Source organism: Vibrio sp. CAU 1672 (genome assembly GCF_029223195.1).
Classification (GTDB): Bacteria; Pseudomonadota; Gammaproteobacteria; order Enterobacterales; family Vibrionaceae; genus Vibrio.
Window position 1 is genome coordinate 22,103 of the sequence record NZ_JARHUF010000015.1, and the last position, 15,529, is coordinate 37,631.

Annotated in this window: 15 protein-coding genes; 7 read left to right on the forward strand and 8 right to left on the reverse strand. The window is 47.6% G+C overall.

Annotation, left to right across the window (positions count from 1 at the left end; translation table 11 throughout):
• The first annotated feature begins 56 nt into the window (after positions 1 to 56).
• Together P2G85_RS14015 and P2G85_RS14020 are read left to right on the forward strand one after the other, a co-directional pair.
• Positions 57 to 1,967, forward strand: a complete 1,911-nt coding sequence (locus tag P2G85_RS14015) for an EAL domain-containing protein (RefSeq protein ID WP_275864698.1) — start codon at positions 57 to 59, stop codon at positions 1,965 to 1,967.
• A 72-nt stretch (positions 1,968 to 2,039) separates the two neighbouring features.
• Positions 2,040 to 3,695 (forward strand): ABC-ATPase domain-containing protein, encoded by a 1,656-nt coding sequence (locus tag P2G85_RS14020; RefSeq protein ID WP_275864699.1) that lies wholly within the window; start codon positions 2,040 to 2,042, stop codon positions 3,693 to 3,695.
• Positions 3,696 to 3,765: 70 nt separating this feature from the next.
• Here P2G85_RS14020 and P2G85_RS14025 read toward each other — a convergent pair whose 3' ends face one another.
• Positions 3,766 to 4,383, reverse strand: coding sequence for a DNA-J related domain-containing protein (locus P2G85_RS14025; RefSeq protein ID WP_275864700.1), 618 nt, complete (start codon positions 4,381 to 4,383; stop codon positions 3,766 to 3,768).
• 106 nt (positions 4,384 to 4,489) lie between these two features.
• The gene (locus tag P2G85_RS14030; protein WP_275864701.1) at positions 4,490 to 5,329 is read right to left on the reverse strand and encodes a 2OG-Fe(II) oxygenase family protein; all 840 of its coding nucleotides are present in this window, start codon (positions 5,327 to 5,329) and stop codon (positions 4,490 to 4,492) included.
• Positions 5,330 to 5,555: 226 nt separating this feature from the next.
• Between P2G85_RS14030 and P2G85_RS14035 the strand changes: the two genes are divergently transcribed.
• Entirely contained in the window at positions 5,556 to 6,143 is a 588-nt protein-coding gene (locus P2G85_RS14035) for a DUF2238 domain-containing protein (RefSeq protein ID WP_275864702.1), read from the forward strand.
• Here the strand turns inward: P2G85_RS14035 and cutA are convergent.
• The 5 genes from cutA to P2G85_RS14060 form a co-directional block, all read right to left on the reverse strand.
• The gene (gene cutA, locus P2G85_RS14040; RefSeq protein ID WP_275864703.1) at positions 6,111 to 6,446 is read right to left on the reverse strand and encodes a divalent-cation tolerance protein CutA; all 336 of its coding nucleotides are present in this window, start codon (positions 6,444 to 6,446) and stop codon (positions 6,111 to 6,113) included. The genes P2G85_RS14035 and cutA overlap by 33 nt on opposite strands.
• Positions 6,447 to 6,458: 12 nt before the next feature.
• Positions 6,459 to 6,710, reverse strand: coding sequence for a hypothetical protein (locus P2G85_RS14045; protein WP_275864704.1), 252 nt, complete (start codon positions 6,708 to 6,710; stop codon positions 6,459 to 6,461).
• Positions 6,711 to 6,717: 7 nt separating this feature from the next.
• Positions 6,718 to 8,403 carry an SgrR family transcriptional regulator gene (locus P2G85_RS14050; protein WP_275864705.1) on the reverse strand — a complete coding sequence of 562 codons (1,686 nt, stop codon included), beginning with the start codon at positions 8,401 to 8,403 and terminating at the stop codon, positions 6,718 to 6,720.
• Positions 8,404 to 8,483: 80 nt separating this feature from the next.
• Entirely contained in the window at positions 8,484 to 8,717 is a 234-nt protein-coding gene (locus P2G85_RS14055) for a DUF3389 domain-containing protein (RefSeq protein ID WP_275864706.1), read from the reverse strand.
• 10 nt (positions 8,718 to 8,727) lie between these two features.
• Positions 8,728 to 9,156 carry a hotdog fold thioesterase gene (locus P2G85_RS14060; protein WP_275864707.1) on the reverse strand — a complete coding sequence of 143 codons (429 nt, stop codon included), beginning with the start codon at positions 9,154 to 9,156 and terminating at the stop codon, positions 8,728 to 8,730.
• Between the two features lie 180 nt (positions 9,157 to 9,336).
• Here P2G85_RS14060 and P2G85_RS14065 point away from each other — a divergent pair, with 180 nt between their 5' ends.
• The 4 genes from P2G85_RS14065 to P2G85_RS14080 all read left to right on the forward strand — a co-directional run bounded on the left by P2G85_RS14065 (position 9,337) and on the right by P2G85_RS14080 (position 15,038).
• Positions 9,337 to 10,125 (forward strand): M48 family metallopeptidase, encoded by a 789-nt coding sequence (locus P2G85_RS14065; protein WP_275864708.1) that lies wholly within the window; start codon positions 9,337 to 9,339, stop codon positions 10,123 to 10,125.
• A gap of 402 nt (positions 10,126 to 10,527) precedes the next feature.
• On the forward strand, positions 10,528 to 11,769 hold the full coding sequence (locus tag P2G85_RS14070) for an outer membrane protein transport protein (protein ID WP_275864709.1): 1,242 nt from the start codon (positions 10,528 to 10,530) through the stop codon (positions 11,767 to 11,769).
• A 21-nt stretch (positions 11,770 to 11,790) separates the two neighbouring features.
• A complete protein-coding gene (locus P2G85_RS14075) occupies positions 11,791 to 14,217 on the forward strand; it encodes a VolA/Pla-1 family phospholipase (protein ID WP_275864710.1) in 2,427 nt (808 codons plus the stop codon).
• A 263-nt stretch (positions 14,218 to 14,480) separates the two neighbouring features.
• Positions 14,481 to 15,038 (forward strand): alkylphosphonate utilization protein, encoded by a 558-nt coding sequence (locus P2G85_RS14080; protein ID WP_275864711.1) that lies wholly within the window; start codon positions 14,481 to 14,483, stop codon positions 15,036 to 15,038.
• 79 nt (positions 15,039 to 15,117) lie between these two features.
• Here P2G85_RS14080 and P2G85_RS14085 read toward each other — a convergent pair whose 3' ends face one another.
• Positions 15,118 to 15,309, reverse strand: a complete 192-nt coding sequence (locus tag P2G85_RS14085) for a hypothetical protein (protein ID WP_275864712.1) — start codon at positions 15,307 to 15,309, stop codon at positions 15,118 to 15,120.
• Positions 15,310 to 15,529: the final 220 nt, after the last annotated feature.

The window sequence follows — 15,529 nt, forward strand, 5'->3', positions numbered from 1 at the left end:
GTACCATCAATCCGACCCGCCGCAGGACGTGGAGGGTTACAGCAAGGACGGCTAATATGGGGACATTACGTACTCTTGATTACACCATCCCCGATTCGATGCAGAAAAGTTGGCAGAGTATCGTCAACCTTCTGGCTCAAATTGCAGGGGTACCTACCACGTTAATCATGCGGGTCCACGCTGATCATATCGAGGTCAACAACAGCAGTAACACACCAGGTAATCCCTATCATGCCGGCGACACGGAACCGTTAGGCAGCGGTCTTTATTGCGAGTATGTCATCAATCAGAACTCAACATTATTAGTTAAAGATGCCCTTAGTGACCCAGCCTGGCAACGGAATCCTGATATTAAACTGGGGATGATTGCCTATTGCGGTATGCCACTTAACTGGCCCAATGGTAAGTCATTTGGCACATTGTGCATGCTGGATAATAAAGAGAACGAGTTTTCAGACACCTATCAGCAATTGATGACCAACTTTAAAGATTCGATAGAAGCGCAGCTGGCAGTGGTATTTCAGCAGCAAAAACTGCTCAGGCTGAATAATGAGTTAAAACATCGTGTCGAAACCCGCACCAGCGATCTCGCCCAACTCAGTTACTCCCTTACCCAGGAGATAGATCGCCGTAAGAAAGCAGAACACCAAGTGTGTTATCAGCGAACACACGATCAAGGCACTGGTTTTTTTAACCGCGCCGGATTAGAGACGCTCCTCGCCGACACCCTTACAGGTTGTGATCATGACAACGAAACTGTCACGATCATTAATATCGGTTTTAGCAATGCACGCAGCATTCAAATTAAATACGGTTTTGAAGCTTTTGATAATGTGCTTATTGAATTTCGCCAACGTTTGGCTGAGGAAGAATCTGACACATTCATAACCGGGCGGCCGAGCTCCAATGATTTGGTCATCATCGCCAAAAACTCAGGGACAGAGCGTCAGTTGCAGCACATTATTGACGACCTTGTGCAGATCACGCTCGGCAGTTTCGATATCGACGACAGCGAAGTGCACCTTCACGCATTTCTCGGTGTCGTTCAGGCTAATCACAGCAGTAATGCCAAACAGTTGCTGCAACACGCCAGTTATGCCATGTTGCTGGGTAAAGAATCCGGCGATCCTTACAGCTTCTTCTGTGAAACTCACAGCCATGAATTAACTTATCACAATCAGCTTGAAAGCTCTTTGCTTGAAGCCGTCAGAAATGATGATTTAATGCTCTATTTCCAGCCTAAGGTGTCCCCCGGAACGCATAGGTGGATTGGCGCAGAGGCCTTGCTGCGCTGGCGGCATCCGGTACTGGGCGATGTGTCTAACGAGGCACTTATCCATATGGCAGAGCAGAACGGGCTGATTTTTGAAGTGGGATCATTTGTACTGCGTGCCGCGATCAGCAAAGCTAAGCAATGGTCGGAGCGAGTCAATGATTTTCGCATGGCTGTGAACATCTCTCCGGTTCAATTGCAAAACCTTAATTTTGCCGATCAGGTCCAGCATCTGTTAGAAACGTATCACCTCCCTCCTCAGTTCCTTGAACTGGAAGTCACTGAAAGTGCAATCATTGCTGATGAAGTCATTGCTTGTAATACATTGAATAAGCTCCATAATCTTGGCGTGACATTGTCACTCGATGATTTTGGCACCGGCTATGCGTCGTTCAGTTATCTGAAGAAGTTTCCTTTCGATTCGATCAAAATCGACAAGAGTTTTGTTCAGCAAATGGAAAAGTCGGTTGATGACCGCGCCATTGTTCGCTCAATTATCCACGTGGCGAAGAAACTCGATTTATTGGTTGTGATCGAAGGCATCGAATCCGTCCAACAAGAGCAGTTCTTGATCCGGGAAGGGTGCGATATTGGTCAAGGCTTTTTATATGGAAAGCCCATGCCCGGCATAGAATTTGAGCAAAGTTTATTGAATCAACACCTTTTGTCCGGAGAAAACCGCCATTCTTCTTGACCTTCTCCTTTACTCTCTTTGCCGGGATTTTTATAATCGCGGCCCGCTTCTCATCAAAAGGCACATATCTTTATGGATCAGTTGACTGCTACGTTAAAGAAAATCGAAAAGCAGAACTATCGCGCATACCAACAAATCAAGGGCCAGTACGATTTTACAGACTTCTCCTTGTCGATTGATTATGTTCAGGGGGACCCTTATGCTTCCCCTTCTCGCCTGCGTGCCACTCGTGCCTGGTCTCTGACCGGATTGGAATGGTTAAAAGACGCATCACCAGCTTATCAACGCGCCGCACGAGACTTTATCGCCCGTAGCTTCGATCAGTTTGCCAAACAAGAAGCGAGTGTGTCTATCTCGCTCAGCGGACAAACCGTGTTAGACAACACCGCCGTGCTGTTTACCGATGAGGGAATTGAGCTTCGTTTTCGGGTTAATCTGCCGGCAGATGGCCGTTCAGTTTTAGGTAAGAAAGCGAGCAATATTCTTACCTTCCACTTACCTAAGTTTATTCGTCGGGCAACACTGGAACGTGAGCTTGATAAAGAAGCACTGATCAGACACTGCCAGGTAGTTGAAGATCAGGATGTCCTGAGAGCTCAGCTGGAAGCGAACGATCTGGTAGCGTTTGTTGCTAACGACAGTATTCTGCCGCGTATTGCTGGTAACTGTGATTTACCGATGAGAGATGCCGAGCTATTTCAGGCTCCAGACTCGCTACAAGTAACACTGCATGCGCCGAATAAAGGCTACATAACCGGTTTGGGGATCCCGAAGGGTATTACTTTGATTGTCGGTGGTGGCTTTCATGGTAAATCAACCTTGCTTAATGCTGTGGAGCGCTCGATTTACGACCACATTCCCGGGGACGGCCGTGAATACATTGTCACCGACCGCAATGCGATGAAGATTCGCGCCGAAGACGGACGATGTGTGCACCACCTGAACTTGTCCAACTACATCAACCATCTCCCGATGGGTAAAGATACGGCGGATTTCTCGACACAGGATGCGTCGGGCTCAACATCCCAGGCTGCCTGGTTACAGGAATCGATCGAAGCTGGCGCGAGCTCACTGCTTATTGATGAAGATACATCCGCGACTAACTTCATGATTCGGGACGAACGCATGCAGGCTTTAGTCGCCAAAGGAGACGAGCCGATCACGCCGTTGGTCGATCGTATTGGCCAGTTACGTGATGAGATGGGCATTTCCACCATCATTGTAATGGGTGGCTCAGGCGATTATCTTGATGTTGCCGACACCGTTATCCAGATGCATGATTATCAGGCGGTGGACGTAACGGAAAAGGCGAAATTGGTGATTCAGCAGCACCCGACTCAGCGCCATAATGAATCTGAAGAGGCGCTGAAAACCTTCCGTCCACGCGCATTAAACAGAGTGGCGTTGATGAGTATTCTGACTGACGGTAAATTCCGCGTGTCCGCGAAAGGATGTGACTCGCTGCGATTCGGTAAAGAGTTCACGGATCTTAGTGCCCTTGAGCAACTTGAGTCGTCTGATGAAGTGAACGCGATTGGCTGGCTATGGTTTCAACTGGCCCAGCAGCCAGGCTGGTGTGATCATCCAGCTAAAGAGATCGAAGATATGCTGTCCGGCGACTGGCATGATGTAATGCCACAACAAGGTGACTTGGCTAAGCCGCGAACTCTGGATGTGATGGCCGCGTTGAACCGGATGCGTAAATCTCAGTTTAAGCCCTCTCGATAAGTTTTTATCCCTCAAAGGCGATGCATTATGCATTGCCTTTTTTATCTAGCTGCACAGCTATCTTTTTAGGCTATGCCCTCAACAGATTCCATGCCTCGCACAAAATACGAAAACGCTCCGGATCTCCGTTATCACGGTCAGGGTGCCACCGCAGGGCCAGTCTGCGCCACTGCTTGCGAATTTCTGTTGCCGTCGCGGTACTCTCAAGACCAAATAATTCCAGCGCCTGAAGCCGGTTTAGATCGGTCATGGTTTTTCCGCCTACGTGTTGTTGGTAACGGGTCCAGAAGGCATCGAGTAAACGGCGAACTTCCCCTTCGTCTGCTTCATAATTTGCCCACATCAGGTAATAGTCTCTGAGAGGGTCTTGCGGGTTAATCCGATGCCGGCAGGCTTCTCTGGCAGACATCAACAAGATGTCCATTGCCTCTACCTGTAACCAATGGTCTGGGTACAGCGTTTCCTGTAGTTGGAATAACCCGTTCATTATCAAAAAGTTACGTTTAAACAGGTCTTTATCCGGAGAAGCGTCTAACTGGGTAATATAGCCCTGATCAATCAATGCCTGAGCTAATGTATGTACTTTCCATCCGCTTGGTTGCCGCTTGATAATGTCGAGCATGGGCCACAACAGCGGGTTTTCCATGTCATGTTGGATGCCTTGACTGACCTTGGTTTGTTCTTGCATGAACACTCTTGGTTCTTATCGTTGGTATTGTTGAGCTTAGTATACCCCAACAAAAAAGCCGATGGCGGATGGCGATCGGCTTTTGCGGATTAGTGTCGAAATATCGCTAGAGCACGCCTAACTCTTTGAGACGTTCCATTAAATAACTCTGTGCAGTATAACGGTCAGACAACACCACTTCAGGCTTGGGATGTAAGAACAGTGGCAGAGAGATACGTGAGTTTTCCTGACGCTCTCCGGTCGGGTTGATTACCCGGTGGGTGGTAGAGGGGAAATACCCTTCCGACGCTTCCTGCAACATATCGCCAATATTGATGATTAAGTTACCAAAATCACATGGTACATCCAGCCATTCACCACCTTTGCTTTTGACCTGCAACCCGGGCTCATTTGCCGCAGGCAAAACGGTCAGTAAGTTGATGTCCTCATGGGCTGCTGCGCGTATTGCTCCGGGCTGCTCATCCCCGTGCATTGGCGGATAATGCAGAACGCGTAGTAACGTTTTGTCACTGTTGTGGATCATTTCTGACAACGCGACGGAAAACTTTTCCTTAACCTCTTTGGGCGCGTATTGTTCTATCCACCCGAGTAGTTCCTGAGCAAAGGCATTGGCACGTTGGTAGTACTCAAGAATTTCATCTTTAAGTTGCGCTGGAATTTGCCCCCAGGGATAGACATGGAAGTACTCTTTAATATCTTTGACGGTATGCCCTTTGGCGATTTCCGAGACTGACGCCGGGAAAAAGCCATCTTGCGTATCCACATTAAAATGGAAGTTATTTTTTTCAGTCGAATTAAAAAACAGGTACCAGTTTTTATAAATTGATTCGACAAGTTGTTGTGGAATCGGGTGGTTTTTTAACACACCAAATCCGGTTTCTCTCAAAGAGGTGACGAATTGTTGAGCAGCGTCTTCCGCGAGATAATCAACGGTTTTCAGTTTCATAGCTTTGATTCTTTTATTTATTTAAGAGCGAGCTGAATTCTAATAACTGAAAGCGGTGTAAATCAAACTTTAATGAAATGTTAAGTGGTAAATATTTCATTATTGAGCGTTAAGACAGGCTATCAACAAGCTTAGTAATCATCGCATCGTTCAAAACACAATTGAACACTGTACAATTGTATGTAAAGATGGGCGGCATAATATTCAAGGAAGCAATTATCTCAACATGAAAAGTACTTCTACCTTATTGCTGCTGACGATTTTTTATGCAGTTATCTTTCTGTTTTCGTCGATAGACCCCAGCTCTCGTGCGGTGTGGTTTGCCGAGATCATTCCGGCGGTTACCATTTTGGTGATCATTTGGGGAGTATCAACCCGCCATCAGTTCAGTCATACTGCGTACATACTGATGTTTGTCTGGCTTTGCCTGCATACTATCGGAGCCAAATACACCTTTGCTGAAGTGCCTTTTGATGGCTTTAATCAGTTTATAGGTTCTGAGCGTAACAATTTTGACCGCGTCGCTCATTTCTCTATTGGCTTATACGCTTATCCTGTTGCTGAATACCTGATTACTAAAAAACGTATCAGTGCCCCACTCGCCTGTTGGTTCGGGTTGTTTGCGATTATGTCACTGGCTGCCGGCTACGAAATCATTGAATGGTGGTATGCGGCGTTGGCTGGCGGTGATGACGGCATCGCATTTTTAGGCTCCCAGGGCGATATATGGGATGCACAAAAAGATATGTTGTGTGACACCCTTGGAGCCATCTGTTCTTTATTACTGTTTAACGTCCAGCGTCGACTGGCTTAACCAGGTTAAATACGGATTAAACCCGTCGGCTATCGGCACTTGCACGACTTGGGGCACTTCATAGTCGTGCAGTTCGATGATTTTGGATTCTACATCCGGGTATAAGTCACAGCGGGTTTTGATCACTAACAACCACTCCTCCTCGTGGCACACATTGCCCTGCCACACATAGTGGCTTTGAATTGGCATTGTCTGAATGCAGGCCGCCAGCTCAGCAGCCAATAGTCCGTTAATGATCTGCTGGCGATTGTTTTCGCTACCAGCAGTACTTAAGACGATACAGTATTCGTGTTGTTGCGTCATTTCCTCAGCTTCCTATTTCATCGTGACTTTGCCGCCGATCATCTTGTATGCCGGCGTACCGCGGATCAGCGTTTCTCGGGCGAACTCTTGTCCACAATTCGGGCAAATACATGCCGTTTGGGTAAAGTCTTCCGCTATTCGCTCTTTAAAGCATTTGACTAACGCGCCTTTGCCACCTTTGCGATACTTAAATAACTGCGTTTTACATTTTGTACAGCTCACTACCACAGTTTTGGCTGGTTGCTTTTTATTTGGTTTCGCCATTATTTGGTTATATTTCCGGTTTTACCCAAACCTGGCTGAAGTCAAACCAGCCCAGGGCATTGCACTTCGCGTTCTGTAACGCACCGCTATGATCTTTATTCACCCCCAGCCAACAGTGAAACATTGGGATTACCTGACAGCTTTTGACTAACTGACGGCCAAGTTCGCGAGCAGGAAAGTCCGTCAACTGCCCGCCTCGCCAGCGCTCGACCAGCGAATACCAGTTGGCAAAATCGCAACCTGAGCTGAACTTCTCAATATCACTATAATCGAGCAGCCAACCTGCCAGCGCATCGTTTCGGTTAGTGGCGATCCCCATCGCCTTCACCCAAATATCAATCTGTTTAGGCTCAGGCGCTTCGTTGTCATAGCGGACGAACTCGACGCTGATACCGTGGGGTTTCAGCAGCGCCCGGATCCCATTGGCGATAACCGGAAACATCGGGTGTTTCTTCTGATAAGCGACAGACAGAGTTACATCAGTTTTTGGTACCGGCTTGATGCTACCCGGCAGCAGATCAATCCAGCCTGGTTTTAGTCCATAAGCTTGTAAAAGCCCCAGCTCAATGACTTTGTCCTGAGGAACCAAGGCGTAAAGTTGATAGCTGTTCAAAGCCTGCGATAAAAACTCTGCCCAACGTGGGTCTTTGGCAATACCGTCTTGTTTGTTGAGCAGTAAGAAAGTGCATCCGGGATCAAGCTCCACTTCATCCGATGACGATTGACGTTCAATTTGCGGCTTAGACAGGCTTGGGTAAACCATAGAAGAGTACGCTTCATCAATCACCCAGACTTCGACCTGATCGAGCAGTGGCCGGTAGCCAAAATAACCATCGAAGGCTGTAAGGATCAGGCGCTTTTCATCGTTAACTTTTACCTGGAATGGTCCGGTGCCGATGGGTTTTTTGTCGTATTCATCGCTGCGTAAAGTCTTTGATAACAGAATCTTAGCTTGTGATTCACTCAGTGCCAGAGGCAAGTAACGATCCGGTTTGAGCAGATGGATATCAATCACCCAGGCTTCAGGCGAGCTGACGCTTTCAATATGGGCGAACAGATTTAAACGGCGCAATGCGAGCAAACTTTCAATCACGCATTCTGTCGTGAGTAAATCGCCACTGTGAAAGCGAACCCCCCGGCGAAGGTAAAAACGCCAGTGGGTATCAGACAACGACTCCCACGTATGGGCCAGATCGGGTTGCAGTTGTTCGTTGTCATCCAGTTTGGTCAGGCCACTAAAAACCTGCCGGGCGATGTGCTGTTCCGAGCGACGCATTGGCTTATGCGGGTTGAGCATGGCCAGAGGGCGGTAATAAGGCAAACGAACGACTTGCTCACCCTGGCTGTGTTGCAGCCCCAAATAGCCCTGAATAACCTGAGTCAGTTTAGCAGCATCATTATCAAGCGCGTCGAGTGCCTGACCGATTTTCCCTTCATCCAGATAACGCCGGGCCAGGTTTTCACTGACATCACTGCGATTGCGTTTAAACCTCAGGGTAGACAACTTACCCCGTCCTGCTGCGGGGTGCCATTCTATCCATCCCTCCTCTTCTAGCTTGTTGAGTACGATCCGTGCGTTACGGCGTGTACAAAAAAGCGCCTCAGTGATGTCTTCCAGTTGGACTGCGGAATCTTTCCCGGCGAATTTCTCAAATAATGTTTCAAATTGAACACGTAATCGTGGGCTACTCATAAAGGGGGAAATTAGATGGTTATTATTGGTGCTTTTAGTTTCCTCATTTTTAGGCGAAAGTGCAAATTAAGTAGAGTAAATTATTGAATATCAATTCCTATTTGCTCGGCCAGCTGGCGCAGCTGAACGTCATCATCTAACTTAATGGACCATTTACACTCGGCGCCGTGCGCCAATACCACGTTTGCCCCCCTTCCCAGCAGTTGAATCGCATCGCTGTGGGCTTGCAGTGTCATCATGGCAGGCCCGGCTATCTTGATGACGATTTCATGCTGTGTCGCAATGATCTTACCTAACGAAAACTCAATAACCATAACCCAATTCCTATGCTGAACGGTTTTGTTTTACTGCAATGGTGAGGCGACTTGTGCATACCAGGCGCTTTCGCTCATCGGTAATATCAATTTGCCATACCTGGGTCGATACCCCCAAAAACACAGGTGTTGCGGTACCAATCACATGGCCACTTCTCATCGCGCGGACATGATTGGCGTTGATGTCCAGCCCAACACAATAACTGCCCTCAGGAACACAAAAATTCGCCGCCAGTGAGCCCAGCGTTTCAGCCAGTACAACCGACGCGCCGCCGTGCAACATTCCAAGGGGCTGATGGGTAATACTGGACACCGGCATGGTTGCACTAAGCGAGTTGTCACTAAAGTCGGTATACTCAATCTGCAAGTGTTCGATAAGAGTGTTCTTTGATGTGGCGTTTAGTATGTCTAAACTGATTGGTCTTTTCCAAATACTCATATTGATTCCGGTATTATCAATGGGTTGCGGCTAACTGCGTTCAGCCGCACATTTTTCGCAACCATATTGGTTTTGCACGAAGTAATCGTCAAGCGCTTACTATTGAATAGGTTAACTTATTTTTCGTTGGCGTTATACTTAGACAACATCACTAAAGCCCACCATAGTATGGAGTTTATTATGAGGTCCTGGATTAACGCCTCCGCTCTGATCGCGCTCGCTGGATTAACCGCATGCAGCGCGTCACCAACCGGCCGAAATCAGTTCTTAATGTTTTCTGATCAGCAGATGTCGTCACTCGGCGCGCAGTCTTTTGAACAGATGAAGAAAGATACCCCGATCAGCAGTAACAAAAAAACTAACGCCTATGTACAGTGCGTTGCCAGGCACATCACGGACACCATACCGCCCCAGACAGGCTTCAAAGAGTGGGAAGTGGTGGTTTTCGATAGTGAGCAGATAAATGCTTTCGCCCTGCCGGGCGGGAAAATCGGTGTTTATACCGGGCTGCTTAACGTTGCAAAAAACCAAGATCAGCTAGCCACGGTGATTGGCCATGAAGTTGCGCATGTGCTGGCCGATCACAGCAACGAGCGTCTGTCTCAGAGCCAGTTGGCAAATACTGGCCTGTCTATCGCCAACCTGGCGATTGGCGCTTCTGAATATAAAGAATATCAGCAAGTTACCATGGCAGCGTTAGGGGTTGGGGTTCAGTATGGGGTGTTGCTCCCTTATGGACGAACTCAAGAATCTGAAGCGGATGTGGTTGGGTTAGAGTACATGGCAAAAGCCGGTTTTGATCCACAACAGAGTATCGCGTTGTGGAAAAACATGAGTAAGGCATCCGGGGGATCGCAGCCTCCAGAGTTTTTCTCAACCCACCCTTCGCACAGTAGCCGGATTAAAGACCTTCAGGCCACGATCAACAAGTTACCCCAATACACTGCCAATAAACCTGACTGCAGATAATAAAGAGCTCCGAGTTCGGAGCTTTTTTATACGCTGACGTAGACACCACTCATAATCTCTTTCAACCATACACTCAAAACGCCTCCTGTCATTATCCAATAAAGCTCGTTTACTGCCCGTATTGCCGAGCCTTTAAGCATAAGTTTGACGAAAGCATTCTGGTCGTACCATTTTTTTAAAAAATATCACGATAATACATGGCCTTATAAGACTGCATTTGACCTATGCAGCAAATTTATACAGCAATATGCGCTCAATCTTTGACAAGTTGAACAACATAGAATTAACATGTCATTTACAAAGTGATTGTAAATCACTGCAATTACAACACGTGCATTCGTACCATAACAATTACAAAGACTTCGGTCCGCAATAAAACATGACACCCTAGGAGGGTCAAGAATGAATAAGAAGCACTGCTCTCTGCTGACAATTTCAATATTGTTTGCGTGTAATGCCCACTCCGCAGGATTCCAGGTTGCAGAACATTCGGCATCTGGCCTGGGCAGAGCATTTTCCGGTGAAGGTGCAGTGGCAGACAATGCGAGTGTCCTTGCTCGTAACCCTGCCGCTATGACTTTGTTTAAAGAGGCACAGTTCTCTGGTGCTCTTTCCATTGTCGACCCTGAGGTCAATGTCTACGATACTAAATATCAAGAACAATCGGATGATGTCGCCCCGCTCCAGGTTGTTCCGGCGGGTTATTACATCAGCCCGCTCAATGATAACTGGGCCTGGGGCTTGGGTATGTTCACCACTTATGGTGTTGCGACTGACTATCCGAATGACATTGCAGCCGGTGATATGGCTGGCGACACTTCCCTTGTTTCAGTCAACATCAACCCAAACCTTGCCTACCGCATCAACGATGGCATCAGTGTCGGAGCTGGTGTAAACCTGGTTTATGCCGAAGCAGAATTGACCCGTCACAAAGGCACTCTGGCTCCTCTCTTTGGTGATCACAGTAAAAAATCTGACAACTTGATTGGCATGACTGGCGAGACCTTCGGCTGGGGATGGAATGTCGGTGCCCTGTATGAAATCAATGAAAACCACCGTTTTGGCTTTGGCTACCGTTCAGAAGTGGAACTGGACTTTGATGAAGGTGAGTTTAGCAGCTACGACTCTGGTATCGCTTCAGCCACTAAAGTAGATGGTCGCCTGAAAATCACCCTACCGGCAATTATTGAATTATCGGGTTTTCATCAGTTGAACGATAACTGGTCGCTACATTACAGCTGGCAACAGACTGAATGGAGTACATTTAAAGAGCTCAAAGCCACTAGTCCGGATTGTACTGATGGTGTTTGTTTCTACAAGCCTGAGCATTATGAAGATAATAACCGTTATTCTGTTGGTGGTACCTACCAACTGAACGAATCGTGGACCCTGCGTGCCGGTTTTGCGTACGACGAACAAGCCGGAGAAGCGACGCTGAGCATTCCAGATAGTGACCGTTACTGGTACAGCGCCGGCCTGACCTACCTGATCAAAGAGAACCTTAGTTTAGACGCCGGTTTTGCTCTGGTACAAAGTGAATCAGGCTCGTTTACCGAAACGAACGCGGCAGGCCAAGAGATCAAGTTTGAGTCTGAGGGTAAAGCTTACATCAGCGCGATTCAGATGAACTACACCTTCAAATAATAGGGTTAACGGAGTAAAACAATGAAACATACTTTTAATCTATCACTGCTTTGTTCTGCGATCCTACTGGCTGGTTGTGGTGACAACACCGAAAGTTCAGGCACATCGGACATTGCTCAATATGAACCTTCGGTACAGGTGTTGCTGGATCGCGACACCTCAATCAAGTTCACCCTCCAGGGCGTAAATGCGGACGTTCCCGTTCCTTCCTACCTGCTAATGGATACCTGCGATGGTTCGCTCGGTTTACCAACCGGCGGAGACGATGCCCTGACTAATCCTCGCGCAGCCATGAATACGATGGACGGGTGGTCTACTTCAATGCCGATCGTGCTTAACTTTAACGGCGCTGGGTTTAACCCGGGCATACTGACGTCAGGTGTAAACGTCATCAAAATCAACCAGCGCCTCACCGAATGGGACGGTCAAAGCAACCCTATTGATACGGTACTTAAACAGGGCGTCGATTACATTGTCAAAACCGACGGCAATGCCATGTATATCCAGTTCGCTGATGCACTGGACGAATCGAGTGAGTACATTTTGTCTGTTACCCAGGAAGTAACAGACAAAAATGGCAACCCAATCGGCACCTCGTCAAGCTATGCTACCGCTAAATCCAAACAGGTGGTATTTAAAGCCGGCGACCTTGCATCTGTTCAGGCCGTTACCGGCGCTGTCGAAGGCATTTTTGGTTTAGCTACACAGCTGGGCCAGGCGAACATCAACCCAGCTGATATCGTTTATTCGTCGTGGTTCAGTACTCAGTCTGTCGGTGATACTCTTGCAGCGGTGAAAGGTGTCACTGCGACTGGTTTTGCTACCGGGAAAAACACCCTAAACGAGCTGTACAAATTGGACCCGGAACAAGGTTCACTCGACCTGTCGACTGCTTACACCATGGCGTTGGGCGTAACTCAAGACTTCGAAACGGCGTTAGATGCTGACGAACACTTCAGCAAGTACATCAGCGCTGATGAGACGGCTAAAGCCGGGATCAAGAGCCTGTACTTAAACTCCGGCGCGAGGGTTAATGTTACCCAAGGCGTGGTTCGCCTACCTCATTACCTCGATAAAGGTGATGGCTGGAATATGCTGCCGATGAAAGCAGCAATGCCAAGCCTGGCTAAGTTAAGTGCCGCGCTGAAAGATAAAAATGAAGCCGCAAACATGGTTCAACAGTTATCTACCGGAGTGTTTGCCAAGGATCCTGTCGACGTGACTAAACTAGCCACCGATCCGACAGAGCAGCTAAAACTGGTAGGAACCAGCCTGTACCTGTCGAATGGCAGCCAGTTAGATTCAGAACGTAATATTTCTCGTTACTCTCCACTCCCAGAGGTACGCTCACTTGAGAATGTCGAGTTCTTGCTGTTTACCCCTGCCGAAGGCTTGGCCGAGGACGTTGTGATCTATCAGCATGGCATTACCTCCGCCAAAGAAAACGCCTATTCGTTCGTCTACAACCTGGTAAATGCCGGTGTGGCGGTTATTGCGATTGACCTGCCGATCCACGGCACGCGCAGCCTGGATGAGCAGCGTTCAGCCAACATCAATACTTTAGCCTACTTAAACCTATCCAATCTGGCCGTTGCGCGCGATAACTTACGCCAGAGTATTCTGGATGTGCTGGGACTGCGTGCCAGCCTGGTCGTATCAGCCAAAGCCGGGTTATTAATGGAAAGTCCTCTGCAAGGCTACAACCCGATGACGGGCTCAAAGGTTAAAATGCTTGGTCACTCGTTGGGTGGCATTGTGGCGACATCTGCGGTTGCTGCGGCCAACAACTCCCTTGGCAGCCTGAGCGCTGACGCACTCTACTCGTTTAGTGCCGCTTCGATCCAAAATGCAGGCGGACAGATCAGTAACTTACTATTCGGAGCAGAAGAGTTTGGCCCACAGATCAAACATAATCTGGCGTATGCGGCTTCAGCCGACTATAAAAAGTACGCAGTGAAGCAGTGTGCGGAGCTGAGCGACAAAGATTGTTACGATCTGTTTACCGAGCTGTCACCGGCTAATCAAGTTAACAGCCTGGAAGCTCAGTTCGCATCCTTTAAATATGCAGCGCAGACGGCATTAGATACCGTCGATCCATTTACCAACGCGTCTGATCTGTTCAGCAATGGTACGCTTTCCACACCATTTTTGATGACTCAAGTCGAGGGTGATACTTACGTACCGAATACCGTTGCCAACGCCCCATTTGCTGGCACGCAAGCGTTAGCGGCTAAGCTTCGTTTAACTCAAGTAAACCAGGCCAAACCTGTGGTTATGCCAAAAGCGAGCTTTATTCAGTTCAATGATGTCGCCACGCACAGTACGTTTGCCGCGCCTGCCGGAACGTTTGTGGATTTTCAGCATCACGTTGAGATGCAGACACAAAATAGCCACTTTTTAGCAAATGATGAGCTGGCGGGTGTGGTGAACACTTCTGTATTGAAATAAGTTCACCTCAATAAGTCAGTCAGTGAAAGCCCGGCCCTGAGCTGGGCTTTCTATTTTGAGCCGATAGTCGCTAAACTTAAAAATCCAATGATTCGCATAAAAAACAAGTCATTTTCCATCAAATTACGTGATTATCTGGTGTATTGGTTATGTTTTCCCAGTTTTACTGGAAAATATTCGGTTTAATTTCCTCATACCCCTTCTATTTCTCAGGATAAAGTGGATAATACCCGCCACGATTAAAATTACTAAGGTGAGTCCTTATGTCTATTGAAGCTACTATGCTTGCTCGCTGCGAGTCAAAATGTGAATTGTGTTCTTCTGAATCTGCGCTTTCGGCCTATCCTGTGCCACCGCACAGCCATGTCACGGTAGATACCGCGATCATGGTATGTGACAAGTGCCAGGGTGAGATCGAAGACCCACAAGACATTAACCACTGGCGCTGTCTAAACGAAAGCATGTGGAGCCAGGTTCCTGCGGTACAAGTAACAGCATGGCGCCAACTGACTCGCCTGAACAGTGAAAGCTGGGCTCAAGATGCTCTTGACATGATGTACATGGAAGAAGAGCAAATGAACTGGGCAATGCAGGGTATGTCAGCTGATGACAAACCATTTGATTGTAACGGTGTTGAGCTGAAAAAAGGCGATGACGTAACGGTAATCAAAGACCTTCCGGTTAAAGGCACGAATCAGGTAATCAAGCAAGGTACTGTGATTCGCGGCATCAGCATTGGCAGCGATCCTAAGCTGGTCTCTGGTAAAGCAAACGGCGGCCAATCTATGTATGTAATCGCAGAGTACTGCCGTAAAAAATAACCCTTCCGGTTAAACAAAAAGCGCCTGTTGGCGCTTTTTGTTTAACTGCTACATTGTTTTCACTTATTTGCTTATTTGCTTATCGGCACATACCAATGTCTTTTTGCATGTGCGCAGACAGGTCTTCTGCGTTGTAACTGCGAGTTGCTGTATTATCCACAAAAAGAATATCTAGTAAGTGAGCAATCAATCCTTTGAAGTTAACCGCATAGGTTTTCTTATCCATAGAGGTTGGTAAAGCGATATTTGTCATCTGAATAGCTTGTGCCATAAGAGCCTCTCTATAAATCGGTAACTTGTGTCGTTGGCTGTATATTAGTTGCTAATCGACTGAGTCAAAAATGACAAAATTTCCAAATTCGGATTATTATTTCTAATAAAACAACCCATTAACAACCCCTGGGAATGGTTCGGCAGCTAACATGCATAGATACTCACCAAAGCCGCCTACGCGATGCATAACAAGACATACTCAGTCTATTTGCAATGAC